Raw genomic sequence first — 26,736 nt, 5'->3', positions numbered from 1 at the left:
TTATTTTTATATCCAGTAATTTCTCAATCTGTCACTTCAAATTCTGTTTTTAGCGTCGTGCTTGAATCCCCGCCGATCCAAACATGGAATAGTCCGGCTTCGGGTTTATATTCCATTTGTTGGTTATAAAACGCAAGTTCATCAGTGTGTAGTTTAAATGTGACTACCATGCTTTCACCTTTTCCTAAAGTGATTCGTTGAAAACCCTTAAGCTCTTTTATAGGGCGAGTTACATTACCAACAATATCTCTAATATAGAGTTGAACTACCTCTTCTGCATTATAATTACCAACATTGTTAATCGTTGCACTTACTTCAACAGCGCCCCCCATAGGAATCACTTTATTATTTAATTTGATCTTTGTATAACAAAATTGACTATAGGATAGGCCAAAGCCAAAAGGAAATAATGGAGAGAAATGAGTATCTAAATAGGTTGCAGTCATACCAAAGGAAGTTTGTGGCGCTCTCATTTTAATATTATCTATATTAATAAATTTTTCATCAATGGGGGGTCTGCCAGAATTTTTTTGTGCATAATAAAGTGGAATTTGACCAACCGTTCGAGGAAAGGTAACCGGTAATTTTCCTGACGGACTTTCTACCCCAAACAATAAATCAGTGATAGCAGGACCTGCCATTGTTCCTGGGTGCCATGCAAACAAAATGGCATCTACTTTTGAAATGATTTTTTCCAAAGTAATGGGCCTTCCAGCCATTATCACCAAAATAATAGGTGTCCCCGTTGCGTGGATTACATTAATCAGTTGTTCCTGAGCACCGGGTAAATCGATGCTCGACCGACAATGAGCTTCTCCCGATAAAATAGCTTCTTCACCTAAAAACATCAACGCTATATCTGCATTTATTGCTGTATCAATCGCTTCAGCGAAACCGTCGTGATGGTTGCAACGCGTGGTTTCCATCCCTACAGCATAGTTTATATTAAATGCGTTTCTGGCTACTTCTTTTAATGCATTCAAACACGTATGGCTTTGGTTTTCTTTACCATCAAAAGCCCACGTGCCCATTTGTTCATAACCATCATCTGCAAGAGGCCCTATTACCGCAAGGGTATTAATTGTCGATTTAGCTATGGGTAATATTTGATTATCATTTTTTAACAAGACACAACTTTTTATTACTGCTTCTTTAGCAATGCTTAGATGGTCTGTATTTAAACTATTTGATGGTTGATTTGGGGATGTAATGGCAGATTCAAAAAGCCCTAAGTTAAATTTCAGTGTGAGTATTCGTTTTACAACACTGTCAATTTTATCTAGGGAGATAACGTTATTATTCATTAAATGCTTCATGTGTTTCAAGTAACAATCACTGGCCATTTCCATGTCGATCCCCGCAGTACATGCTTTACCTGCAGCGTCATAATCATCGAAGGCAAATCCATGTATGACTAACTGTGGAACGGCTTCCCAATCACTGACTACAGGGCCAGAATAGTTCCATTCGTCGCGGAGTACAGTCGTTAAAAGCCAGCTATTTCCTGTGACTGGTACACCATTTAAATCGCTGAAAGATGCCATAAATGTGGCAACTCCGGATTCGGCTATCGCTTTAAATGGGGGGAGATAAACGTTGCGTAGCTCGTTTTCTGGAATATTAGTTGTGTTGTAATCTTTTCCACCTTCACTTGCTCCGTAGCCTGCAAAATGTTTAGCACAAGCAGCAATTGAATTTGTGTCTGATAAACTGTCACCCTGAAACCCTTTTACCATTGAGTTTGCAAGGGTCTTACATAAATATGGGTCTTCTCCTAGACTTTCAGCAATTCTCCCCCAACGAGGATCTCGAGCAATATCGATCATGGGTGCAAAGGTCCAGTTTATACCACTATTTGAAGACTCTATTGCAGCAATCTTAGCGCACCGTTCAACAATTTTTGGCGACCATGTTGCGGCTTGAGCAAGTGGTATGGGAAAAATGGTGTTAAAGCCATGAATCACATCTCGACCAATTAATAATGGTATGCCTAGTCGTGATTCTTGTATAGCAATCCGTTGTAACTCGTTAATTGTGTCAAGGTCCACTTCATTAAGAATAGAACCTACATGTCCAGCTATGACCGCCTTGCGCAAGTTTTTTGACACAATACATCCATCTCCAGAAAGTTGACTCATTTGGCCAATTTTCTCTTCGATAGTCATTCTCGATAGCAGTGTAACTACTTCAGATTCTACATCCGAAAAATTTAACTCATGAACTTGTTGACACGATTTTGATAGCATTTACTTCCCTTAAATTTATTTGTTGGATTGCGTTGTTACGGATGAAAATATTATTCCGTATGTAAGTATGTTAGGAGAAGCTATATACCTACATTATTACTAATAATTCAGGATACAAGTTAAATACGACAAGGTGGACTTATCAGTAGATTATCTGGACTTTAAAAAGATTTTTTAGGGATAGTGGCGTTACGTTTCTAGGTGTTCATATTTGTATTAAATAGCATTATTGACCATTTCACCGTTTTTTGAAGGTCATCTCATCGTTTTAGTATTGAGTATTTTTCTTATCTATATAATGTGTTTTTTGTTCAATTATGCTCGGAGAACAAGGTGTAATTTTAGCATAGCACTCATAAAAATTAATATTGGAATAAAAATATGGCCCATACTGTAGAAACAAGTGATAGAGATAAGATTCCGTTTGTTCAAAAATTCATATATGGCTTAGGGGCATTTGTTAATAATTTATTGGGTGCTGCGATTGGCGGTATGCTTATTGTCTTGAATCTTGGTTTAGGGATGAACCCTGTTTTGGTAGGTCTTATTGGTGCCTTGCCTAGATTAACTGATGCTATAACAGATCCTTTAATGGGCTATATTTCTGACCACACTAAATCAAAATGGGGTCGTCGCAGGCCTTATATTTTCTTTGGCGCTATAGCAGCTGCAGTCATTTTTGCTTTACTGTGGCAACTTCCCCGAGATCAAAGTGAAAATTTTTATTTTTGGTTCTTTTTGATTGGTTCAATCATTTTTTATTTAGCTTATACCGTATTTGCAACACCTTGGGTAGCTTTGGGATATGAGTTAACGCCTGATTATCATGAACGAACTAGGCTCATGGCGGTACAAAATTTCATGGGACAAATGGCTTGGTTAGTGGCTCCTTGGTTCCTATGGTTTATGCAAAATGATATGTTATTTGAAGATATGATTGAAGGAGCAGGGTGGTTAGCTATTATTATTGGCGTTTTTACTGTCTGTGTTGGGATTTTACCCGCTATATTTTTGAAAGAACGTTCAAAACATCAAGAAGAAAAAACAAACAAAGAAAGTTTGAATGTCAGCTCAAGTGATAAAAATGAAGCTAACGAAGAATTCCCAGCTGGCTTCAAGGACTTTATCAAGGGCTTTTTAACAACCATTAAATTTAAGCCATTTCTTTATTTATGCGCTGCAACCTTTCTAGTATTTAACGGTTTTATGTTGGTCTCTTCGTTTCAAACTTACGTCATTATTTATTATGTTTTTGGTGGTGATCAATCATTAGGTGCTGAATTTGCTGGCTGGGCTGGAACGGTGTCAGCAATATCAACATTTTGTGTTATTTTTCTTGTCACTAAACTATCTACCATAATGGGAAAACGTAATGCCTTCTTTTTCTCGACAGGTGTTTCTATTATTGGTTATGCACTTAAATGGGTTTGCTATACACCAGAAAGTCCGATGTTGTTGTTAATCCCTTCAATTTTTATTGCTTTTGGTCTAGGTGGATTGTTCACCTTAATGGGATCTATGGTTGCAGATGTATGTGATCTTGATGAATTGAATACTAAACAAAGACGAGAGGGAATGTTTGGCTCAATTTATTGGTGGGTTGTAAAACTCGGAATGGCTGTAGCACTCGCTGCAGGTGGTTTTCTACTCAATGCGACAGGATTTGATGTTGCATTAGCAGGCCAACAGTCAGCAGACACTATTTTCTTCATGCGTTTATGCGACGTGATTATCCCGATAATAACCTCGTTAATCGCTATTTGGATGATAATGGCTTATCCATTAACTGAAGATAAAGCGCGTGAAGTGCGAGAAGCTCTAGAAGCTCGACGTGGAAAAATGACCGTCGATGATGACGAACCTATACAGAACGTTGAATTAAATCCTTCATCGTAAAGCTTCTTATATAATGCATACTCAAAGTCACTTGGGTATGCAGTTATAACAATCACACTAACTATACCCGTTACCAATCAAAGTGCAGGATTTCAGTGGGAATTAAAATGACTTTAGGCAAGGAAGATAATTTAAGCATAGTCATTCTATGCTTTGATTATTTAACGACGTATAAAGTTATTTTAAGCCCATCATAGAAGCGCTTGAGCAACATGCATCTTGAATGGTAACGGGTATATGTATTCATTTCTACTTGTTCAATAGAACAATCACTGTGTTATCTCTACTGAAACACTCATAAACTCTGTCCCCATAATACATTCAAAATGTATTGAAAAGCTTAAGCGTAAACTTAATACCCCCTAAGTTTACAGCGAAAACATTCCATCTAACCTCAATATTATTCACCATAGTACTAACATTGGCACGATCCTAAAAAGTATTACCAAAGATAATCAATGACTTTTTAAATTTAACGACAGGGATAAATATGGGGCTTAATAGATGTAAATGCCCTTTTTTTAACTAGTCCACTTTACCTTGTAAAAGGGGGCGTTTGAGCGTAAAGGCATAGGTTTTCTATTTTGAAAGAGTAGTATCATATTTGGGCAATATGTACGATTTATTGTATTAATGACTATTATTTTATTAAAAATAGTGTCAGCTCAGAGAACACATTCGTTTACGCATAAATTATAAGGTGTTGAATAAATAGCATCAAGGGGAACTAATATGATCCAGAAAACATTTACTAAAACAAGAATTGCAACGAGCTTGTCACTGATACTTGGAGCAACTGCTTTACCTGCACTATCAGCAGAAGAAGTAAGTTTAAAAGATAAAGAAAATGTTGAAGTAATAGCTGTCACAGGTATCCGCAGTAGCTTAGTCAAAGCGATGGATATCAAACGTAGCGCACAAGGTGTTGTTGATGCTATATCATCAGAGGATATGGGTAAATTTCCTGATTCTAACTTAGCTGAATCATTACAGCGCATCTCTGGTGTATCGATTGACAGATCTAACGGTGAAGGCTCTAAAGTTACTGTTCGTGGTTTAGGTCCAGACTTCAACTTAGTCACTTTAAATGGCCGTCAAATGCCTTCGTCTAACCTTGAATCTACCGTCATTAGTAACTCTCGTTCATTTGATTTTGCTAATCTTGCTTCTGAAGCTGTCAGCGGTGTAGAAGTTTATAAAACTGCTAAAGCAGAAGTGTCAAGTGGCGGTATCGGTGCAACTATCAACATTTTGACAGCAAGACCACTTAATACACCAGGACAAAAAGCGTCTCTTGGGGTCAAAGCTGTGATGGACCAGTCAACTGACGAAGGTGATAGCGTCACCCCTGAAATTTCAGGTCTTTATAGTAATACTTTTGCCGATGATACCATTGGTTTTGGTATTTCATTTAGTCACCAAGAAAGAAATGGTGCAACTAAAGAGGCTGTTGTTCCGCAATGGCATACTCAAGCCATTGCCCCCGTTGACGGCTGGAATGGCGGTATCAATAATACGGACTGGGAAGATGGTGATACATTCAACCGTCCACAACAATTTCGTTACAACTTTACCGAATTTGATCGCACCAGAGATAATGGACAACTTGTTTTTCAATATGCTCCAAGTGACCGCATCACTATTACTGCTGATTATACTTTTTCAGAACAAACGGTTGAGTCTACATCAAACGGCATTGGTGCTTGGTTTTGGGAAGGTGAAACTATTGATGGCAGCTTAAATGAATTTACAACAGGCACAAACCACTCTCCTGTTGTTTGGCATTCAGGCGCAGGTCCTGATTTATCATTCTCTACGTCATCAGATGCTTCAATAAATAAAAATGAATCAATTGGTTTAAATCTAGAATGGCAAGCTACTGATAACCTAAGATTTGAACTTGATTATCACGACTCTTCAGCAAAATCGAAAGCAGATAGCCCTTACGGTAATAGCTCAACTATGGAGTATGCCGTTAACTCTCGTCAGAGTACCACGATTGATTTTAGGCCTGACTTCCCTGTAATGTCTATTTCACAATTGGACGGTTTAACAGGCAGTCCCGCTGAATTAATTACAACAGGTAGTTCTTTAAGAAACAGCCAATTTGAAAATGATTTGTCTCAAATTCAGTTAAGAGGGCAATACGTTTTTGATGAGGGTGTTATCACGAGTGTAGATTTTGGTATCTCAAAAACTGAGAATGATATTAGAGCTTCGATTATGACTGCTCAGCGAGATACTTGGGGCGGTGAAGGCAGTGTAGATGATGTTACCGATAGTTTGTTTACGCCGGGTAGCAGCTCCTCTCAATTAGATAACTTACCAAGTACAGGGACTAACGCAGCAGGAGAAACAATTGACCTTTTTGACTTGTTTTACAATTTTAGTTTTGTCGATGCATCGAATGAAGTAGCTTCTTATGCTGCGCCAGCTAATAGTAATAACGAAGTTTCACCTGGTATTTGGCCATGCGCAGATCGTTTTTGTGTGAATGATCAATGGACAACTGATGAACTTATATCAGAAGAATATACTGCTATTTATGCTCAAATAAATATGGAATTTGAAATTGCAGATATGCCCTTAGATATATCTGCGGGTTTCCGTTATGAAGAAACTGATGTTAAAGCAAGCGCAATGGTACCTGCATACACAGGTGTGGATTGGGTTTCTAACAATGAATTTGCAACAGTTGATACTGGAGAAAGCGCCTTTACTAACTTTGATGGCGATTATAATAACTTTTTACCTAACCTTGATATCAGTTTAGAGATTGATGATGATTGGGTAGCAAGAGCCTCATTCGGTAAAACACTTTCAAGACCTACCTACAATAATATTCGAGGTGGTGTTGGTATTGGTGAAATCAGACAAGGTTTTGCGACAGCTAGCAGTGGTGATCCGGGCTTAATTCCTTTTGAGTCTGTCAATGTTGATTTATCATTAGAATGGTACTTTGACGAAGGAAGTTATGCGTCTGTAGGTTATTTTAGAAAAGATATAGAAAACTTCATTGGCACAACGAAAAATAAAAGTGAATTATTCGGCCTTAGAAGTCCTACAAGTGGACCTCGCTTTGATGAAGCTATGGCTGCCGTAGGTAGTAGTGACAATACTGCCATTAGACAATATATTTTTGATAACTATCCAGAGTCAAGCACCATAACCGGCGTAGACGCAAGCGGAACCACAACAGGGCAAATACACTCTGTTGCCGAAGATGAACTAATTCAGTTTGATGTCACGGTGCCATTTAATGAGCGTGATGCTACTATCGACGGTTTTGAAATAGCTTTCCAACATGCACTTGAAAGTGGCTTTGGTATACAAGCCAACTTAACTTTCGTAGATAGTGATGCTGAATATGACCCAACCGTTTTTGACAGTCAATTTGCCCTTCCTGGCTTAAGTGATACTGCCAACTTAGTCGCATTTTACGATAAAAATGGCATACAAGTTCGTATCGCTTATAACTGGCGTGATGAATTCTTAGTGAAAACAGACAACAACCTTAATAACCCGCGCATCAATGAGTCATACTCACAAATTGATATCAATGCGAGTTATAACATCAATGAAGACTTAGTTGTGTTTTTTGAAGGAATTAACATAACGGATGAAACTCAACGTATGTATAGCCGTAGCAGAAACGAACTGTTAAATGCTATTCAATCAGGTCCTCGTTACAATATCGGCGCTCGCTATACTTTCTAACGACGTCTTTATAATTTAAAAAACCGCCATTGGGCGGTTTTTTATCAATTAAAACTAAATATGTCTATGCTTTAATGTATATAGATAATTGTTTATGCGTAATATTTCAAATAAAAAAGAGATAAATTATGTCAAATCATCAAATGTTGAATAATGAACAACATAGAAACTTAAAGGTTGATACACAAAGAAGCTCTGAGTTAGGCGATAATATAATGCTTACACTTACCTTTCCTAATGAGTTTTATGATATTCAAGCTTATTATCCTATTGTTTTTCATAAAGATGAAGCAACAGAAAAATTTCAATCATACGCACTACTTGGCTTGGAAAAGAAAGAAAATTTATTTTTAACTAATGGCGATTGGGATTGTGGTTACCTTCCTCATACAATTAAGGCACAACCTTTCTTAATTGGTTTTCAGAACCAAGAAATAAATGGCAATGTACAAAAACAAAGAGTTATCCACCTTGATGTCGATAGTCCTAGAATTAATAAAGAACGAGGTGAGAGCATATTCACAGAGTTTGGTCAAAACACTCCTTTTATAGAGCATATAGGCGACGTTTTGGGAGAGATAGATAAAGGTTTTGCAGAGAGTCAAGATTTTCTAAACTTCTTAAATGAGTATAACTTACTAGAAAAATTTGTTTTTGATATAGAACTTAACGATAAAAGTCATAATAGATTATCTGGATTCTATACTATCAATGAAGAATCATTAAATAACTTAACATCTCAACAGCTGGCTGAATTAAGTCAGAAAGGCTTTTTAAAACCACTCTATATGGCAATAGCATCACTTCTAAATATGGGTGATTTAATCAAAAGAAAAAACAAGTTATTACAAACAACGTAGAGAAATAAAATGTTAGGAACTCTTAAAAAAATTGCCAGTGTAGAGGGTATATCTGCTTGTGATGTTCCTTCTTTTATAATCGAATCAAAACAGCCACTTATTTTAAAGGGCTTTATTAAAGATTGGCCCATGGTTAAAAAAGGGCAAGAATCTGAAACCGCATTACAACGTTATCTTTTGAAATATGCTAGTGGCCAAGATTTAGTCGTTGGTTGCGGAACACCTGATATTGACGGGCGCATATTCTATAACAAAGCACTCACAGCGCTTAACTGCAAAGCCTATAAAATGTCATTAGCAGACTTGTTTGGACAAATAAATAAGTCCCAAGGTGATACACCTCCTTCTCTTTATTATATGGGTACAACACCTGTAGATGCATACTTCCCCAACTTAAGAAAAGAAAACAATATTCATATAGCAGGTAAATCACCCGCTATGAATATGTGGATGGGCAATGAAAGTACAATACCTGCCCATTACGATGTACCTAATAATATAGCCTGTAATATCTATGGCAAAAGACGTTTTACGTTATTCCCACCAGAACAAATTGAAAACCTTTATATTGGCCCACTTGATTTCACCCCTGCGGGACAATCAATAAGCCTAGTTGACTTTAAAAAATCCGATTTTATTAAATACCCTAAGTTCAAACAAGCATTAGCACATGCCCAAGTTGGGGAATTAGAAGCGGGTGATGCACTATTTTTACCCAGTATGTGGTGGCACCATGTTGAAGGTTTAGCACATTTTAATTTGTTAACCACATTTTGGTGGTCATCCACCGACCATCTTACTGATGAGTCTGGTAACGCTTTGCTTTATGCCGTTATGGCGCTTAGGAACTTGCCAAAAGATAAAAAAGATATTTGGTTCAATTTATTCAAACATTATATTTTTGAAGCGACGCCATTAGATCACATTCCAGAACATGCAAAAGGGATGCTCAATCCTCAAAGTGAAAAAGCATTACGAAAGTTTAAAGATTACCTAATTAAACGTTTACGCTATTAGTAAGGAATTACAAATGAATAATCTATCAGAAGTAAAAAATGTTGTTATTGCTGGCGGAGGAACCGCTGGCTGGATGGCTGCAACAGCATTAGCAAAACTTATTGGTAATAACTTAAATATTACCTTAGTTGAGTCCGATGAAATATCAACGGTTGGTGTTGGCGAAGCAACAATTCCCCCTCTGTTAACATTTCATAAAATGTTAAAGATTAATGAAGCTGAATTTATGAGTAGTGTAAACGCAACATTTAAACTAGGCATCAATTTTGAAAATTGGAAAGATAACGATAGCGAATATTTTCACTCTTTTGGCACTACTGGTAGGGATTGTTGGGCAACAACATTTTTACAATTTTACAATCGAAGTAAAAAAGAAGGCTATCAGGCAAAGTATGAAGAATATTGCTTAGAACTCCAAGCTGGACTAAATGAAAAATTCGCTCACCTGCCAAATAGTGGCTTGAAATACGCTTACCATATGGATGCAACATTATACGCAAAATTTTTACGTAAACTATCTGAAAAAAATGGCGTAAAAAGAATAGAAGGTAAAATAGAGCAAGTAAATATCGATGAGAAATCAGGTTTTATAAAATCTCTTACCTTGCTTTCAGGCGTAACTATAGAAGGTGATTTATTCATTGACTGTACGGGCTTTAGAGGTGTACTGATTGAGCAAGCTTTACATACAGGCTACGATGATTGGTCACACTGGCTGCCATGTGATCGCGCTGTTGCAGTGCAAACAGAAAGTACTGAAGAGCCTAAACCTTATACGCGTTCTATTGCCCATGAATCTGGATGGCAATGGAAGATTCCATTACAAAATAGAACAGGAAACGGCCTCGTCTATTGTAGTAAATATTTGAATGATGAAAACGCTGAGAAACTGTTGCTTGAAAATGTTGAAGGTAAAACATTAAAGAAACCTTTATTTATTAAATTTACCCCCGGCCAGCGCCGAAAACATTGGAATAAAAACTGTGTAGCCTTAGGTTTATCAAGCGGTTTCATTGAGCCTTTAGAGTCTACCAGTATACATTTAATTCAACGAGGTATTATTAGACTGATGCAAATGTTCCCTAAAATGGGGATAACTGACTCAGTAATAAATGAATATAATTATCAATCTGAAGAAGAAATTCGATACATTAGAGATTTTATCATTTTGCATTACCATGTTACCAATAGAAACGATTCAACTTTTTGGCGTTATTGTAGCAAAATGGATGTTCCAAGTTCATTGAGTCATCGTATTGAATTATTTAAAGAACATGGTTATGTCTTTAAAGCACCATGGGATTTATTTGCTGAGAATTCTTGGGTTCAAGTCATGTTAGGGCAAGGTTTGTCCCCACAAAATCACCATCCAATAGCTGATATGATGTCAACGAATGAACAAGACATGTTTTTAAATGGTATTAAAAATTCGATAGAGCAAACGGTCAAATCACTACCTACGCATAAACAATACTTAGATCAATATTGTAATTCTAAAGCCTAATTGATGTGTTGATGAACACTGAGACCTGCGCTACTTCAAGATGCCTGTTTCAGTATTTAAGCAGTATTGCTGAAAAATAGAGCAACAACAGCTTGATGCTTAATCTCTTCCAGTGTCAGGGCTAACAGTGACAATAATGATAAAAAGACAACAGTATTTTCAGCTTTACCTTTCATGGTAAATAACCGAAAAAAGTATGATGGTAATATCACCCAAGTATTGAATTCATTAATTCAACTATCATCATACCAAAGAATTAGAAGTGAGATTTTATGTTAACAATACGAGAAAAAATTGCCTATGGCTTAGGTGATACTGCCAGTAATATCATTTTTCAAACAGTGATGATGTTTTTGCTGATATTTTATACCGATGTCGTTGGTCTTTCTCCCGCGCTGGTGGGTACTTTATTTTTAGTGGTTCGACTTTTTGATGCGATTACTGACCCCTTAATGGGGGCTATGGCAGATAGAACTAAAACCCGATGGGGACAGTTTAGGCCTTATATTTTATGGTTAGCGGTGCCTTTTGGCATAATCTCAGTCATGGCATTTACTACACCGGATTTTTCCTATAATGGAAAAGTTGTTTATGCCTTTGCCACCTACACTTTACTTATGATTGCGTATACGGCGATTAATATCCCGTATTCTGCATTAGGCGGTGTATTAACAGCAGAGCCTTCTGAGCGTGTTTCTGTGCAATCTTATCGCTTTGTTTTAGGCATGTTAGGCGGGCTTATTGTCGCAGCCAGTACACTTCCGTTAGTTGAGTGGTTTGGTGAAGGTGATAAAGCCAAAGGTTATCAATTAACCATGATGGCGATGAGTCTTTTAGGTGTGGTGTTATTTTTATTATGCTTTAGTGGCACTAATGAAAGGGTCTCCACGCCTGCAGAGCAAAAAACGTCATTTTTTGATGACTTAAGATCACTTTGGAAAAATGACCAGTGGCGAATCTTATGCTTAGCCGGTCTCTTTTTATTAACGGGACAAGTATTAAGAGCGACTTTAGCTATTTATTATGTGAAATATGTTCTTAATCTCGAACAGTATATAACTTTGTTTATTACACTCGGAATGATTGGTAGTATTTTAGGGTGTGCTTTGGCTCAACCCCTGGCCAAAAAAGTTTGTAAGATCAAAGCGTATATAACGCTTCAATTAATCGCAGCATTCATATGTGTCATCAGTTATTTTGTCCCTAAAGAATATGACATCATGGCCTTTGCATTGTTTTTCCTTTGGAGTTTCTTTTTACAAATGGCGACACCATTGTTATGGGCCAAAATGGCCGATACCATTGACTATGGCCACTGGAAAACTGGTGTTCGTATTACGGGAATGGTTTATTCTGCCGTGGTGTTTTTTATTAAGCTGGGTGTCGCTTTTGGTGGCGCTTTTGCCGGTTGGTTGCTTGCTTATTATGGCTACCAAGCCGATGTTGAACAGACGGAGGCGACTCAGCAAGGGATCTTATTGTCCTTTACTGTTTATCCTGCAATTGGCTCAATTCTAGTAGCTTTAGTGATGCGTTGGTATGTTCTTGATAATAAAAGGGTAGAGCAGATTCATGGTGAGCTCAATGAAGCACAACAAGCGTAATATATACCCGTTACCAATCAAAGTGCAGGATTTCAATGGGAATTAAAAGGACTTTAGGCAAGGAAGATAATTTAAGCATAGTCATTCTATGGTTTGATTATTTAACGACGTATAAAGTGATTTTAAGTCCATCATAGAAGCGCTTGAGCAACATCACTTCATCGTTGCTGTGATTTATAATGGCGCTACATGGATGGTGTTATTAGAGAATGCAGACGGTACAGGAAGTACCTTATTAGATAATGCAGGAGCAATTATCCTGAGCATATTCTCCTGAATAACCATTATTTCATCACAGCGCCTTGAATTGAAATTGCTTAAGCACTTTGAAACATGCATCTTGAATGGTAATGGGTATATAGCTACTATTTATAAGGTTTAAACTTGCAGACGTATCAATAGCTATATTTTCATGAGTGTTAGTAATCAAGTTAATTATACCGAGGAAATGGCTACAAACTGGGTGTTATAAAATGTTAGCAAGAGTGGCTGGAAGATATTGACTATATACTTAAGCCTCAATTAATTAATTGAGGCTTGGTCTCGACCCGTTAATTGAATTCATTATGTTGATTGGTTTTTGTATCGATAATGACTTTTGTTGCACTTAAAACTTGATATTAAGAGGGGGGAAATTTCGCGAGTCTGCATACATTCATGGAATAATTATTCCATGTTACCTACATATTTCATCAAATTTATATATGAATCTACATAATAGGCATCCCGATTATTCGCTAAGAAAGTTAATAACGCGGCATGAGCCTCTGATGAAACAGATAAATAATCTCCCCCCACACCATGAAAAATAATATTAACTAATAATATTTCAGCAGGGATATTTTTAATATAATCAATTAGTTCCTTTCCTGTTGAATTTGTTGGATCCCATATAAGAGAAAACCTTTTGTCAGCCCCGTGACCTTTAATCGCAGTAAAAAGATGATTTACTTTACTGAGGTACTCTTCACCACCGACGAGTAAATCACCACAGGGAACGGTATAAGTACGTTCGGTTTTACCATCAATAGCTTTAAGAAAGGTATTAGCAATTGTCAGTTCCTCAACCATTTGTGAGGCGCTGTAATTATCAAGGTCATGATGTTCTTGAACCCACTCCCTATTTGGTAGTGAGGCACTGCATGGATGATAGATACTATGATTGCCTAGTTCATGGCCATTTTTTGCTGCTGCTCTCCATTCCCCCATTCGTGCATTCATCACAGGGGAGTTTGGAATGACATAAAAGGATGCTTTTAGATTATATTTATCCAGCTCAGGAATCACATTGTCCAATTGGCTGTTTAGGGCATCATCATAGGAAAGACTTACAGCTAATTTATTCCCTTTAGGCCAAGTGAAATCATTATTTTTAGCATGAGAGTTACTAGATACTGAAAATAGTAATGCTAAAAGTAGAAAGGTAGTTTTTATCTTAAAAATCATTTGAATTTCGCTCCAAAACGTAAATATTATAGTGCAGGTTTTTTAGTCGTTGTAGTCTCTACTTAGTGCTATAAAGTTGATTAGTTTTTGTATTGATGACGTCCAGTTTTTAGATCATTATTTTATGATTAGACTTCCATCTTCATTGAACTCCCAACAATCACCAAATGCTATCTCCCATAAATATCCATCTGGATCTGAAAAGTAACCACTATAGCCACCCCAAAAAACATTTTGAGCTGGTTTTTCGATATTGCCACCAGCAGTCTTGGCTAATTCCAATATAGAATCGACCTCTACTTTAGATCGAGTATTGTGAGCAAATGTAACACCTGAAAATCCTGAAGGATTTGAATTAAGACTAGGAAATACATCTTCTGCTAGTTTATCTAAAGGGTATAAAGCTAAACATACACCACTAGTTTTAAAAAAAATAATACCATCTTCAGGGTTTCTCGATGATGGAAACCCAAGAGTTGTATAAAAATCAAAAGACTTTTTTAGGTTTTTTACACCTAACGTGATGATGCTGATACGTGGTTCCATGACTCAATTCTCTTTTAATAACTTAAACTATATAAGCTTTAATATTTCATTAAAGTACGGATTTACTACTATTTTTCAGTGACTTATTAATCCGGTTAAGTCCAAATCTAAACACTAAACATCTTGTGCCGTTAAAGGGCGTGGTTGCTCTCCATTGATGTCAGTGAAACCATATTCTTGGGCAAGCTTTGCGGCAACCAATACCCGTCCCGATTTTTTCATGATATCAGTATCGCTAGCAAGTGCTACAACTGCCCGTCCAATAAATTGTGGTGATTCAGAATTGGATAAATCTAAATGCTTTGCGGCTTTCATTACCGACTCAGTACGTACAAGGCCAGGATACAGAGAAACAGCAGCAATATTATGTTCTCGTAACTCTTCTGCCATACACGCTACCATATGATCGGAGGCGGCTTTAGCAGTACCGTATGCTACTCCTTTGTCATTACGTTGAGCGGCGAAAAATGAAAGAGTAATTATAAGGGAATCTTCTTGCTGCATTAATAGCGGTACAGCAAGTACGCTGGATATATAATTGGCTCGAACTCCAGAGTGAAACATAGCGTCCCAACGTGAAATTGGTACAGTCCAAAATCCATTTTCATGCCAGAACTCGGTACCATCAGTATAATGTTCGTAACCACCCCAAACATTATTAACCAGAATATTCAGTCGCTTATTCTCTGCATTAATACGATTAAACGCGGCTTCCACTTCAGAATCAATGCTATGGTCACATTGAATAGCCACACATTCTCCCCCTAATTTAATGACCTCTTCAACTGTCTGGTGGATTGTTCCGGACAGGCATGAAGCAGATTTCCCTTCCTCGACAGTTCTTCCCGTAATATAGACTTTCGCGCCTGCTTCGCCCAAGCTAAGCGCAATACCTTTTCCAATACCACGGCTTGCTCCAGTAACAAGTGCAACCTTACCGAATAGAGGTTTCATTCAAATTCCTGAAAATTAATCCTTTTGAATAGTCGGATATTACTAAAACAGAGGTCTCAAAAAGACAGTGCCAATAGCCGAGCTAAAAGGAGGGGTGATATGGATACAAACAGACATCAACACATGTTCAGTGCCATTGGAATATAGGTAATAGCAACCGGCCATAAACAAGGCGATTCACCTGTAAATGATCAAGGGATGCGATAAAGGTATCCCTGTACATGGTTAATGAAAAGCTACTATTAATACCAGGCTTCGTGCTTCACCCAATCGACTTCCATAACCCAGTTAGCTGTCATGGCTGAATCATTGATCTTGGCAAAATTCAAGATGGCGAAGAAGGGCTCAGCAAGTTTATCTGCTTCACCAGGGAGTCGATATACTTCAACTTCATCTAGGCGGAAAATAACATCATCGCCAACCCATTCCACTGAATAATCATGGTATTCGTCTAGCTTGGCTTCTTGTACCAACATCAGGGCTTGCCAATCACCGTCTCCACACTTGCCATTACTTTTAATGGCTCGTGCTGCATAATGATCTGGGCCGCCATCACTGTGATGCTCAAAAATATCAATTTCACCCGAGCCGACCATAGGCCAACACACGTTTTCATCAGGCTGTTGTACGGGGGGCTCATTATTTTGAGCACCGAGGAGCCACCAAGCAGGGAACATGCCGGATTGACCACTGTTTTCGACTTTTAAGCGAGCGGTCCATTTGCCTTTAACAAATTCCTTAAGATTTTTAGAAGCTATACGACCTGCAACATATTGGGTATCCGGATGTTGTTTGCCATGTTTGTCAAAATTATCACAACTGCGTTTCTCGCCAGTATCGATAACTTTCAGCTTGATGCTGCCATTGCTCACTTCACGCGTGCCAAACTGGTTGTCTGGAACATAACATTGGGTCTCATTATTAACCCATATGCGCTGATCTTGCCAGTTGTCGGGGTTGAACGTATCGAAACCATCGAAAAAATCAACGTGCCAATTGCTCACTGTGCTTTGTTGTTTTGTTGACTCGTTAGTTGTTACTTCGCCAGAGCATGCAATCAATAGTAATGCTGATGCAAGTGGGATCAGGGGTAAAGTAGACTTCATATATTCTCCAAGAGTTTAAATTGTTATATTCTGTTAAATTGGTTATTTCTGGTTAAGTAAAGGCGTTTTACCGACGTTAATAATCTTGTAAACCATAGCCAAATTTAAATAAAGCATGTTCTGCGTTCGGTGCCAGTGGTATATCGGTCACGGCAACCGGCCATGAATAAGGTGACTTACCTGTTGGTTTGAAGCCATTGGTGGCAAACAAGAAATCGGCAACACCAGCACCTTCAGAGCCGGGTAACCAAGCTGCTATAAACGCATCACTCTTGTCTAAATCTTCGCTAATCGCCAAGACCCGACCTGAAATAAGTATCACAATGACTTTTTTACCGAGATTTTTGCAGCCAGTAATGAGTTTTTTGTGGGCATCACTTAGCCATAACTCATCACTATCGCCAAGAGCCTCGGCATAAGGGGCTTCTCCGACAACCACAATGGCTTTGCTTGCAGGCATATCCGGATAGCAGCCATGTTCAGCATATTCAACCTGTGTTCCTTGCGCTTTGATACCGTCAAAAATGGTCGTTGCCCCGCGATAACTTTCTGCTTGTCCCTGCCAGTGAATAGACCAACCACCACTTTGCAGACCACTGTTGTTACCATGGCTACCAATCACGGCAATCGAATCAGATGAGCTTAGTGGCAATGCATCATTGTCGCTTTTCAACAGCACCAATGATTCTCGCACCGCTTGTCGGGCAACCGCTCGATGGGCAGGGGAACCAACACTTTCGGCGAATTCTTTTTTGGCAAAGGGATCTGAAAACAGGCCAAGGTTAAATTTCATGGTTAAAATTCTGCGCACGGCATCATCAATGCGGCTCATTGGGACAGTTTGATCAAAGACCGATGCTTTAAGTTTTGCCATGAACTCATTGTGATTGCCCGGTTGCATGGCTATATCAATACCAGCGTTGATAACGGTATGGGGATCTCCAAAGCGCAATCCGCCATTCCAGTCGCTAACAACAACGCCTTCAAAGCCCAGTTCACCTTTTAATACATCGGTGACTAAGTGAGTATGTTGATGCATATTATGGCCATTATAAGAGTTAAACCCAACCATGATAGACGCAACGCCCTCGTTAACGGCCGCGGTGTATGGGGGTAAATAGTGTTCGCGCATGACTTGGTCAGTCATTATCGCATTTCCGCCTTCAACCCCGCCGTCAGTGGCGCCGTCACCGATAAAATGTTTTGCGGTGGCTGCTACCGTATCACGGTGGGCAAGGCTCGTTCCTTGATGTCCCTGAACAGACGCGATAACGGCCGCTGTGGTTAAATCTCTGTCTTCAGTATATCCCTCATAGACCCGGCCCCAATGCTCATGTTGCGGCATGGCAATGCAGGGAGAGAATGTCCAGTTAAATCCCGTTCCGGCTACTTCTAGTGCTGTGATTTGAGCGGCCTGCTTGATCAGGTTCAGGTTTCTGGTGGCAGCCATACCAATGTTATGAGGAAAAATTACCGCACCCTCAAAGGTATTTTGACCATGAACGGCATCGACTGCAATCAGTAGCGGAATACCCAGACGGGTTTGCAATGCACTCGCTTGAAATTCATTAAATTTATTGACCCAGTCCATGGCATTGGGCCCTGGTGTGGGGCCTTCAGTATGAATGATAGAGCCGATAGCTTTATCACGGATGGTTTCAGGAGACACATTATTGTGCCAAACCGACTGAGTCATTTGGCCAATTTTTTCGTCCAGAACCATCGCCAGTAACAGCGCATCAATCATCTGTTCCTGATTTTTGTATTGGCACAAATCAAACTGCTGTGTTCCCCATTTACAGATCACATTTACGTCGACTTTAGTATTGTTTGTCCCAAAAGTTGTGCATCCAAAGATCACTAAGGATAAAATTAATAACCACAATGTTTTCATCTCAGTCCTTTTTTATACTCTTCTTTACAGAACTTTGTTCTGGTTTCATTTTGTAAGATCAATGTAGACTAATCCAACTTACTTAATACTTTTTGTGGTGTTCTATCTACATTAAATAATCCCCAATGCTTTTCTACACCCTTTAAATTATCCGGCTTTCCCTTCCATGGTTCATCAAATTCCTCGAAAAAGAAGAAAGTGGTGTTGCTTGATTTAGCTCATTGTTTAATTTCATCAAAGTACTGTTTTTAATTTGCTTCGCTGGCGTGTTCACCAAATTCATTTGCACTAAGTGCCCAACCTCCTTCAGTAATGCTAAGCAGCTTGGCTAAAGCGTTTTACGGCGAGAGCTGTAGAATTATCATCAACCCTATAATTAATAGCGATATTAAATTTTTATTTAGTAAAAATGTTAGCTGTTTTTTTTTTATAAAACGGATTAAGTTTCATCAGTTTTTTTCATATAAATTAAATGTTAGACCTAGGCTAAGGGAATATCGACAATAGGTAACATATTGTTTAAATATTGAGCGCTGTTGGCCCTGCTATATATCAGCATTAATAAATAACACTAATAATTATAATTTCAGGGTTGGTGAAATAATAATAGTTAAAAGCGGTCAAGCGGACTATCTGGAGGATGAAACGAACTACTGGCCCTGTTCTTATCTTATATTTCAATTGTATGGGTCAAAGGACTATTTTACTGGCTTCATAGGAGTAATTTCTTAGATATATATTCTCGCTGAAAATAACTATTTGTCGTATTTACCGCACCCTCAGTCCGTTTTAACTCGTTTTGATTGTCATTATTTCAGGCTACTTTATTGTTGAATGTAATTATTTAATACCAAATAACAAATGTATTGTTTATTTACACTTGTTTAAGGTTTGAGAACAAATGAAAAAAAATTTAAACATTAATCGCTTGAAAAGCACTTTGCTTTCAATGTCAGCCATCCTAGTTTTATGTGCATGCACTTCGGAGGAAAGTATAAAAACCATCCCAGCAACTAAACAGTCTTCTCAGCTATCCACTGAAAATGCAGTTAAAGAAAAATCGAACTCTCATGCTTTTAATCGCAATATTGTCTGGGCCGTTAATATCGGTGGAGAGCAGTATCAAGGTTCTGATGGGATCACATATCAAACTGACAGCTTAGTGTTAGGAGACAATAAAGGCACTATATTTGAGGCAATTAAAGGATCGCAAGATAGTGCTCTGTTTCAAAGCTATCGTTTTGGCGATTTAACCATACAACAGCCAGTAGAAAATGGCAGCTACGAAGTTACTTTTAAATTTGCAGAGCCAGAAAACCCTGCTATTGGAGAGCGCGTTTTTGATGTGTACGCTCAGGGGCAGTTAGTTATTGATGAGCTTGATATAAAACTGGCACGCGATGGTAAAAATAACTCTGAGCTGGTACGTGCTGTTCATGATGTCACCGTCACTGATGGATTGCTTAATATTGAACTAAAGGCATCTAAAGGGCAGGCTATTCTAAATGCGCTCGTAGTACGTAAAACCACCACCACATCAGTTGACATACAAACCTCAAATGATTGGGAGTTAGTTTGGAACGATGAGTTCGACTATGAAGGTAAACCGGATCCAAACAAATGGAGCTATGACATCTGGCCTGCTGGTAAGGTAAATGATGAAGACCAAACGTACACTGACCTTCTTGAAAACGTTCAGGTTAAAGATGGAAACCTTATTATTACCGCTCACAAAGAAGACTATGGTAATGCTAAATACACGTCGGGCAGAATTCATTCCCAAGGAAAAGGTGATTTATTATATGGGCGTGTTGAAGTAAGAGCCAAACTACCTAAAGGGCAAGGCACATGGTCTGCTATTTGGATGTTACCTAGTGATCCCTTTAAGTACGAAACAACTTGCTCACAAGATGAAGACTGGCAAGGAAATTCAACTTGTGATGCTTGGCCTAATTCTGGTGAAATTGACATCATGGAACATGTTGGTTACGACATGCAAACAATTCATGGCACTGTACATAATAAGGCATATTATTGGGTTAATTCGGAACAAAGAAAAGCAAGTTTTGAAGGTGAAACTGTTGACCAAGCTTTTCATGTTTACTCCATAGAATGGACACCAGAACATATTATTGTGTTCTTTGATGAAACCCCATATTTCTTTTATTCAAACGAGTCAACTGGTTGGGAGGCTTGGCCCTTTGATCACCCTTACCACGTTATTCTCAATCTAGCGATTGGTGGTTCGTGGGGTACGGCTGGGGGACCAATTGATGACAGTATTTTTCCTGTATCAATGGAAGTCGACTACGTGAGAGTTTTTAAACCATTACCTTGAAAGAATTAACTTTGAATCCATTAACAAAATAACGAGTAGATACAGACGTAAGAATAAAACTGTACTGACTAATTTAAATATTTAAGTAGCACATAGGCCGCTAGTTAAGGTAGGAATTAACATGAAAAATTGTAAAACAGATAACAATCAAACAACCGGTGAATTCATTATGTTAGATGATGAGCGATATTACGCCATCAATAATGTTAACAACATGGCACCCTTTTTTATCAGTGTCATTTCAAATAGTGATCATTGGTTATTTGTATCATCAACGGGTGGATTAACTGCCGGAAGAGTTTCTCCAGAAACAGCATTATTTCCGTATATCACAGTAGATAGAATACATGAAAGTGATCTTCATACGGGTTGTAAAACGCTATTACGTGTTGATCACAAAGGCGAGATTGTAAATTGGGAACCCTTTAACCGAGAACATGACAATCGTTATAAAATCACGCGTAATTTATATAAAAACTTATTGGGCAATAAGCTTTGTTTTGAAGAAATAAATAATGATCTTCAGCTTAAATATAAATACACATGGGCGACAAGTGAAGAGTATGGTTTTGTTCGTCAATGTGAATTGGTGAACTTATCAGACAAGCCTGCAAATGTTGAACTTATTGATGGTTTTCAAAATATCCTACCTGCAGGCACGCCACGTTTTACGCAAACTAATTCAAGTAATTTAGTTGATGCATATAAGTGGACTGAATTGGATGAAAGTTCAGGATTGGCATTTTTTACTGTTTACTCAGGTATTACTGATAGAGCAGAGCCTTGTGAGTCATTAAAAACAAATACGGTATTTTGTTCAGGTTTAGAGCAGTCAAAAATATTACTGTCGTCTGAACAGCTAGCTAATTTTCGCACAGGAATGCCAATAAAACAGGAAACACATAAACGTGGTATTCGTGGCGCATTCTTAGTGAATTCAACTATAACACTAGAGCCGCTTAAGAATAAAACTTGGCAATTTGTTGCTAATGTTGAACAAAGTCAAAGCCAAGCGACAGAACTGCGTAGTCAACTATCTAGTACCTCAACATTGGAAAATAACATACTTTCGTCTATTGCGCAGGGCTCTGATGGCTTAGCCCGCATTATGGCAACAGCAGATGGCTTTCAAGTCACTGCAGAAGAAAATGTTTCTGTACACCATTACGCTAACGTGCAGTTTAATGTGTTGCGTGGTGGTGCTTTTGATGAACATTATCAAATATCGTCAAAAGATTTCTCAAGTACCGTTAACTTGTTTAATAGTGATGTTTATTTACGTCACCAAGAGTTTTTTAGATGTTTGCCCGAAAGCATCAATATAGAGCAATTACTTACACTGGTTAAGCAACAAGAAGATCAACAGCTTGAACGTCTTTGTTATGAATATCTGCCGATATTTTTTGGTCGAAGACATGGAGACCCAAGTCGTCCATGGAACCAATTTGCCATTAAACTAAAAGATGACAACAACAATAGTTTGTTGACCTATCAAGGTAATTGGCGAGACATTTTTCAAAATTGGGAAGCGTTAACATTCAGCTACCCTAAGTTTATTGAAAATGTGATAGCCAAATTCGTTAACGCTTCCACCATTGATGGCTATAACCCTTACCGTATTACTAAAGAGGGAATTGACTGGGAAGTTGAAGAGCCAGATGACCCGTGGAGTTATATCGGTTATTGGGGTGATCATCAGATCATTTATTTACAAAAAATGTTGGAACTTTCAAAAGCGTTTCATCCAGATAAACTGAGCGAATTGTTACGTCAACCACTGTTTAGTTACGCTAATGTGCCCTATAGAATAAAACCATTTGATGCCTTAGTTAAAAATGCTAAAAGCACCGTTACTTATGATGAAGAGTTAGCTGAACGAATTGAAAAACGTGTTAGCAAAATAGGTGCTGATGGTAAATTGATGCTCGACTCAAGTGGTGAAGTTTATCAAGTTAACTTGCTTGAAAAGTTAATGGTACCACTACTTTGTAAGTTGGGTAATTTAGTGATAGACGGAGGCATTTGGTTAAATACCCAAAGACCTGAATGGAATGATGCCAATAATGCCTTAGTGGGTCAGGGGGTATCTGTCGTGACTTTATATTATTTACGCAGATATGTTTGTTTCTTGCAAAAGCTATTAGCGAAAGAGTCAGAATCGACCATTATTTCTAAAGAAGTAAACGATTGGATCGTTGAAACGGCCAATGCATTGAAGAAAGTGCGTCCGTTATTAAATAATGCACCAATAAGTGCTGATGAACGTTATCAATGTGCATCTGAACTAGGGCAGGCATCAAGTCGATACCGCGAAACAATTTATAGTCAAGAAGCATTCTCTGGAAAAATGTTGCAACCAATTGAGCAAATTAAGTCAATGCTTGAAGATGCGTTGGCTGCAATTGAGCATACTATTCACACCAATGAGCGTGAAGATGGCCTTTATAATGCCTATAACTTACTTGCCTTTGAACAGGAAAGTTTAACTATTGATGATCTTTATCCTATGTTAGAAGGGCAAGTGGCAGCGTTAAGTTCCGGAGCATTTAGCTCAGAGAAAGTTATCTCTGTAGTAGAGGCATTGTTTAAAAGCGATGTTTATCGTAAAGACCAAGATACCTTTATGCTATATCCAGACAGAAAGTTACCTAGCTTTTTGCAAAAAAACTGTGTTGATACTAATAAAGTTCAAACAAATCCATTGTTAAAGCAAATGCTTAGAGAGCAGGATGAACGCATCATTTTGCAAGATAGTGATGGCGTATATCGCTTTAATGCAGACTTAACCAATGGTGATGATTTAATGACACAGTTAGATGCGCTGTCTGGTGTTTATGGCGATCTAGTTGAAATGTCGAGATCTCCCTTAGTCGCTATTTATGAAGAAGTTTTTAATCATCAGGAGTTTACTGGGCGTTCTGGTGGCATGTTTGGTTTTGAAGGTTTAGGTTGTATTTATTGGCATATGGTCGCTAAGTTATTACTAGCGGTAGAAGAAAACTTTTTCACTGCGGTAGATAATGGTGAAGATGAAGGTACTTGCAGCCATTTAGGTAAGTTGTATTACCGAGTGCGTGAAGGATTAGGCTTTAATAAAACACCGAGTGAATATGGTGCATTCCCTGCGGACCCTTATTCTCATACCCCAAAACATGCAGGCGCTCAACAACCAGGGATGACTGGACAAGTTAAAGAAGAAATCCTTGCCCGTTTTGGCGAGTTGGGGATTAGGGTCAAAGCAGGCACAGTTCAATTTCAAACTAATTTACTACGCCCATGTGAGTTTGTTAAAGAAGTAACCCCATTTACTTATTTGGATGTTGATGATAATTGGCAAGAAATTACAGTACCTGAATCGGGGTTAGCCTTTACTTGGTGTCAGGTTCCCATTGTTTATCAAGTCAGTGATCGTGAAGAGTCAACATTGACGATTACATGGGAAGATGGGAGACAGCAAATCTTAAATCAATTGACGTTACCAGAGAAAGAAAGCTCAAACTTGTTCTTACGCAATGGTCATATTCGTCAAATTTCACTTAACCTAAATTCAACTCAGCTCTTCTCTGAATGAGATTGCTGAGTAAATAATACTAATAAAACGTTATTTGAATAATAAAACGAAATTTTTTGGAGTACAAAATGTCGAGTAAATACAATAAGTATATGTCATTGGCAGGTGTGAATTTTTCAAACTTGTCAGTTGATGAATTGCGAGCTTTAGCAAGCAATATTTTAACTGAGAAAATTCATGGCATATCTTTTAGTCCCTATGTTGAAGGACAAGGACCGGGTACACAAATTGAAGCGGAACAAATATCTGAGCGTTTAAACATAATTAAGCCCAATATAAATTGGGTACGCTCTTTTTCTTGTACAGAAGGTAATGAAAAAATCCCCGCTATTTCAAAAGCCAATGGCCTTAATACTATGGTAGGTGTTTGGTTAGATAGCGATCTAGAAAACAATGAAAAAGAGCTCGCTAATGCCATTTGTGCTGCAACAGAAGGACATGTAGATATTTTGGCGGTAGGCAATGAAGTACTACTGCGTGGTGATTTATCGGAAGAGCAATTGTTGGACTATATCAATCGCGCCAAACAAGCCTTGCCGAATGTTGAAGTGGGTTATGTTGATGCTTACTTTGAATTTGAAGATTACCCACGGATAGCCGATGCCTGTGATGTTATTTTAGCCAATTGTTACCCATTCTGGGAAGGCTGCTCAGCGGATTATGCGTTACTTTATATGAAAGATATGTATCGACGTGCCGTGAAAGCAGGTAAGGGCAAAAGAGTCATTATCACCGAAACCGGTTGGCCTAATGTTGGTACTGCTGAAAGAGGTGCAGAGCCATCGTATGAAAATGCCTTGAAGTATTTTATAAATACTTACTTATGGGCGGAAGAAGATGGTATCGAAATTTTCTATTTTTCATCATTTGATGAAACATGGAAAGTCGCTGATGAAGGCGATGTAGGTGCTTATTGGGGACTTTGGGATAAAGACGGGAAAATGAAATATGTTTAAGAAACACAGTGATAAAGTAGCAACAATTAGTTCAATGAATTTAAGCCATGCCAATGCTATTTGTTATTCTGGCTATCGTGAGGGACAAAATCCAAGAGAGGGCATTTATCCAACGTATGACGAAGTTAAGGAAGACTTACTTATACTAGCAAGCAATTGGAATTACCTTCGTATTTACGATTGTGGACCACATGCTGAAATTGTTTTAGATGTTATTCGTATAGAAGCATTACATTTCAAAGTAATGCTCGGTGTTGATATGGCTGCTGAAATGAGTAACCCTCATTGTCCATGGGGTGCTGAATTTAGCGAAGAAACTCTTAGTGCTAACCGACAGAATAACTGTAATGAAATACATAAAATGATCGAGTTATCATTAAAGTATGATGACATTGTTTTCTCAGTATCTGTCGGTAATGAAGCTAGTGTTGAATGGACCGATCATATGGTGCCAGTAGATAGACTAGTGAATTATGTTCGTCAAATCAAAAAAGAAATTAAACAACCTGTTACTTTTTGCGAAAACTACGTTCCATGGACGTACAAATTGGAGCCTTTGGTTGCTGAATTAGATTTTATTTCCATTCATACTTATCCTGCATGGGAATTTAGAACGATGGAAGATGCGCTCGAATATACCAAACAAAATTATTATAGTGTGGCAAATCATTACCCTGATAAGCCAGTGATTATTACTGAAGCGGGTTGGACAACGGCATCAAATGGCAGGGGTATAGAACCGTGGAATGCTAACGAAGACTTACAGGCTCATTATTATGAACAATTGCTTGCATGGACAACACAAGAGAAAATATTAACGTTTGTCTTTGAAGCTTTTGATGAACCATGGAAGGGCTCGTCAGATCCACTAGAGCCAGAAAAACATTGGGGATTGTTTTATGTTGATCGCACACCTAAGTTAGTCATGAAAGACATATTCCCCAGAAAAACAACTCATGCAGATACAATCGTTAATATTAATACAAAGGATGAAGTGGCCTAATTTCATTTAGCGGTGTAGCTTATTTAATAACCCTCGTTTTTTAAACGGGGGTTATTGCTTTTATAGACTAAGATAATG

At 38.2% G+C, this 26,736-nt stretch carries 16 protein-coding genes; 10 read left to right on the top strand and 6 right to left on the bottom strand.

The annotated features are described in order from the left end of the window. Positions 1–23: 23 nt before the first annotated feature. Positions 24–2,246 carry a beta-glucosidase BglX gene (bglX, locus tag CPS_RS16720; RefSeq protein ID WP_011044492.1) on the bottom strand — a complete coding sequence of 741 codons (2,223 nt, stop codon included), beginning with the start codon at positions 2,244–2,246 and terminating at the stop codon, positions 24–26. A gap of 381 nt (positions 2,247–2,627) precedes the next feature. Between bglX and CPS_RS16715 the strand changes: the two genes are divergently transcribed. The 6 genes from CPS_RS16715 (at position 2,628) to CPS_RS16690 (ending at position 12,844) form a co-directional block, all read left to right on the top strand. Continuing rightward, entirely contained in the window at positions 2,628–4,142 is a 1,515-nt protein-coding gene (locus CPS_RS16715; RefSeq protein ID WP_041737112.1) for an MFS transporter, read from the top strand. Positions 4,143–4,874: 732 nt separating this feature from the next. Beyond that, positions 4,875–7,859 (top strand): TonB-dependent receptor, encoded by a 2,985-nt coding sequence (locus CPS_RS16710; RefSeq protein ID WP_011044490.1) that lies wholly within the window; start codon positions 4,875–4,877, stop codon positions 7,857–7,859. 128 nt (positions 7,860–7,987) lie between these two features. Next, a complete protein-coding gene (locus CPS_RS16705; protein WP_011044489.1) occupies positions 7,988–8,719 on the top strand; it encodes a SapC family protein in 732 nt (243 codons plus the stop codon). 9 nt (positions 8,720–8,728) lie between these two features. Continuing rightward, positions 8,729–9,736: a cupin-like domain-containing protein gene (locus tag CPS_RS16700; protein WP_011044488.1), complete on the top strand. Its 1,008-nt coding sequence runs from the start codon at positions 8,729–8,731 to the stop codon at positions 9,734–9,736. A 13-nt stretch (positions 9,737–9,749) separates the two neighbouring features. Beyond that, positions 9,750–11,240: a tryptophan halogenase family protein gene (locus CPS_RS16695; protein WP_011044487.1), complete on the top strand. Its 1,491-nt coding sequence runs from the start codon at positions 9,750–9,752 to the stop codon at positions 11,238–11,240. A 272-nt stretch (positions 11,241–11,512) separates the two neighbouring features. Then, complete coding sequence (locus tag CPS_RS16690) at positions 11,513–12,844, top strand: glycoside-pentoside-hexuronide (GPH):cation symporter (protein WP_011044485.1); 1,332 nt, start codon at positions 11,513–11,515, stop codon at positions 12,842–12,844. 666 nt (positions 12,845–13,510) lie between these two features. On the opposite strand, the gene CPS_RS16685 is transcribed toward CPS_RS16690, so the two are convergent. From CPS_RS16685 to CPS_RS16665, 5 genes are all read right to left on the bottom strand, one after another. Further along, positions 13,511–14,290, bottom strand: a complete 780-nt coding sequence (locus tag CPS_RS16685; RefSeq protein WP_011044482.1) for a polysaccharide deacetylase family protein — start codon at positions 14,288–14,290, stop codon at positions 13,511–13,513. Between the two features lie 117 nt (positions 14,291–14,407). After that, a complete protein-coding gene (locus tag CPS_RS16680; protein ID WP_011044481.1) occupies positions 14,408–14,836 on the bottom strand; it encodes a VOC family protein in 429 nt (142 codons plus the stop codon). A gap of 114 nt (positions 14,837–14,950) precedes the next feature. Continuing rightward, positions 14,951–15,790 carry an SDR family NAD(P)-dependent oxidoreductase gene (locus CPS_RS16675; protein WP_011044480.1) on the bottom strand — a complete coding sequence of 280 codons (840 nt, stop codon included), beginning with the start codon at positions 15,788–15,790 and terminating at the stop codon, positions 14,951–14,953. Positions 15,791–16,032: 242 nt separating this feature from the next. Then, a complete protein-coding gene (locus tag CPS_RS16670) occupies positions 16,033–16,896 on the bottom strand; it encodes a glycoside hydrolase family 16 protein (protein ID WP_011044479.1) in 864 nt (287 codons plus the stop codon). A 76-nt stretch (positions 16,897–16,972) separates the two neighbouring features. Beyond that, the gene (locus CPS_RS16665) at positions 16,973–18,790 is read right to left on the bottom strand and encodes a glycoside hydrolase family 3 protein (protein WP_011044478.1); all 1,818 of its coding nucleotides are present in this window, start codon (positions 18,788–18,790) and stop codon (positions 16,973–16,975) included. A 901-nt stretch (positions 18,791–19,691) separates the two neighbouring features. Here CPS_RS16665 and CPS_RS16660 point away from each other — a divergent pair. The 4 genes from CPS_RS16660 (at position 19,692) to CPS_RS16645 (ending at position 26,658) form a co-directional block, all read left to right on the top strand. Beyond that, positions 19,692–21,128 (top strand): malectin domain-containing carbohydrate-binding protein, encoded by a 1,437-nt coding sequence (locus tag CPS_RS16660; protein WP_049757915.1) that lies wholly within the window; start codon positions 19,692–19,694, stop codon positions 21,126–21,128. A 121-nt stretch (positions 21,129–21,249) separates the two neighbouring features. After that, positions 21,250–24,699 (top strand): hypothetical protein, encoded by a 3,450-nt coding sequence (locus CPS_RS16655; RefSeq protein WP_011044475.1) that lies wholly within the window; start codon positions 21,250–21,252, stop codon positions 24,697–24,699. Positions 24,700–24,767: 68 nt separating this feature from the next. Continuing rightward, positions 24,768–25,655: a glycosyl hydrolase family 17 protein gene (locus CPS_RS16650; protein WP_011044474.1), complete on the top strand. Its 888-nt coding sequence runs from the start codon at positions 24,768–24,770 to the stop codon at positions 25,653–25,655. Further along, the gene (locus CPS_RS16645; RefSeq protein WP_011044473.1) at positions 25,648–26,658 is read left to right on the top strand and encodes a glycosyl hydrolase; all 1,011 of its coding nucleotides are present in this window, start codon (positions 25,648–25,650) and stop codon (positions 26,656–26,658) included. The genes CPS_RS16650 and CPS_RS16645 overlap by 8 nt, the downstream gene beginning before the upstream one ends. Positions 26,659–26,736 lie beyond the last annotated feature (78 nt).

Origin of the sequence: Colwellia psychrerythraea 34H (assembly GCF_000012325.1) — a bacterium.
Taxonomy (GTDB): Bacteria; Pseudomonadota; Gammaproteobacteria; order Enterobacterales; family Alteromonadaceae; genus Colwellia; species Colwellia psychrerythraea_A.
The sequence above is the reverse complement of the archived record's forward strand: the minus strand, read 5'-3'. Positions and strand labels throughout refer to the sequence as shown.

What these genes read in the sequence shown, in the direction of transcription:
- CPS_RS16705 (WP_011044489.1), top strand. Translation starts at nt 7,988, where the DNA reads ATGTCAAATCATCAAATGTTGAATAATGAACAACATAGAAACTTAAAG.
- CPS_RS16710 (WP_011044490.1), top strand. Translation starts at nt 4,875, where the DNA reads ATGATCCAGAAAACATTTACTAAAACAAGAATTGCAACGAGCTTGTCA.
- CPS_RS16650 (WP_011044474.1), top strand. Translation starts at nt 24,768, where the DNA reads ATGTCGAGTAAATACAATAAGTATATGTCATTGGCAGGTGTGAATTTT.
- CPS_RS16675 (WP_011044480.1), bottom strand. Translation starts at nt 15,790, where the DNA reads ATGAAACCTCTATTCGGTAAGGTTGCACTTGTTACTGGAGCAAGCCGT.
- CPS_RS16695 (WP_011044487.1), top strand. Translation starts at nt 9,750, where the DNA reads ATGAATAATCTATCAGAAGTAAAAAATGTTGTTATTGCTGGCGGAGGA.
- CPS_RS16660 (WP_049757915.1), top strand. Translation starts at nt 19,692, where the DNA reads ATGAAAAAAAATTTAAACATTAATCGCTTGAAAAGCACTTTGCTTTCA.
- CPS_RS16690 (WP_011044485.1), top strand. Translation starts at nt 11,513, where the DNA reads ATGTTAACAATACGAGAAAAAATTGCCTATGGCTTAGGTGATACTGCC.
- CPS_RS16655 (WP_011044475.1), top strand. Translation starts at nt 21,250, where the DNA reads ATGAAAAATTGTAAAACAGATAACAATCAAACAACCGGTGAATTCATT.
- bglX (WP_011044492.1), bottom strand. Translation starts at nt 2,246, where the DNA reads ATGCTATCAAAATCGTGTCAACAAGTTCATGAGTTAAATTTTTCGGAT.
- CPS_RS16715 (WP_041737112.1), top strand. Translation starts at nt 2,628, where the DNA reads ATGGCCCATACTGTAGAAACAAGTGATAGAGATAAGATTCCGTTTGTT.
- CPS_RS16670 (WP_011044479.1), bottom strand. Translation starts at nt 16,896, where the DNA reads ATGAAGTCTACTTTACCCCTGATCCCACTTGCATCAGCATTACTATTG.
- CPS_RS16645 (WP_011044473.1), top strand. Translation starts at nt 25,648, where the DNA reads ATGTTTAAGAAACACAGTGATAAAGTAGCAACAATTAGTTCAATGAAT.
- CPS_RS16665 (WP_011044478.1), bottom strand. Translation starts at nt 18,790, where the DNA reads ATGAAAACATTGTGGTTATTAATTTTATCCTTAGTGATCTTTGGATGC.
- CPS_RS16680 (WP_011044481.1), bottom strand. Translation starts at nt 14,836, where the DNA reads ATGGAACCACGTATCAGCATCATCACGTTAGGTGTAAAAAACCTAAAA.
- CPS_RS16700 (WP_011044488.1), top strand. Translation starts at nt 8,729, where the DNA reads ATGTTAGGAACTCTTAAAAAAATTGCCAGTGTAGAGGGTATATCTGCT.
- CPS_RS16685 (WP_011044482.1), bottom strand. Translation starts at nt 14,290, where the DNA reads ATGATTTTTAAGATAAAAACTACCTTTCTACTTTTAGCATTACTATTT.